This window comes from Corallococcus llansteffanensis (assembly GCF_003612055.1).
In the GTDB taxonomy this organism is placed as follows: domain Bacteria; phylum Myxococcota; class Myxococcia; order Myxococcales; family Myxococcaceae; genus Corallococcus; species Corallococcus llansteffanensis.
Window position 1 is genome coordinate 1 of the sequence record NZ_RAWB01001185.1, and the last position, 452, is coordinate 452.

Sequence of the window (452 nt, forward strand, 5' to 3'; positions counted from 1 at the left end):
GCCCGGCGCAGGCCAAACGTGTCGATGAAATGCAGGCTGTGGCCGATGCGTTGAGCCTGATGGCCAACATCGTGATGGCGTGGAATACCTAACAGATGCAGGTGGTCCTGGATCGCTGGTCGAACCGCCGCCAGGCCATTCCGCCGGAACTGATCGGAAAAATTGCTCCCACCAGGCTGGAAAGCATCAACCTGCGAGGCGTGTTCCGCTTTCCTGTTGACCGTTATGCCGACCAAATCCTGCCCTCGCGGCAGGGAGCACCGATAACTGGCACCAACGGATGAAACCGATCACGGTTTGACGCCACGAATCGCAGATTTGAAAGTGAACAGGAAAGTCAATGAAATTAACGATCTACCAACACCACCTCCGCGCCAGTGCTAGCTTTTCGTACCGTCACTTATTGCACTGAAAACGAGGGGACGCCGAGAAGGCGACCAAGGCTTCAAGGT

General features: G+C 56.0%; 1 pseudogene. It reads left to right on the forward strand.

Features of this window, described 5'->3' with window-relative positions:
* Window positions 1-284: pseudogene (locus D7V93_RS44050) on the forward strand (Tn3 family transposase); the annotation flags it as partial.
* Window positions 285-452 lie beyond the last annotated feature (168 nt).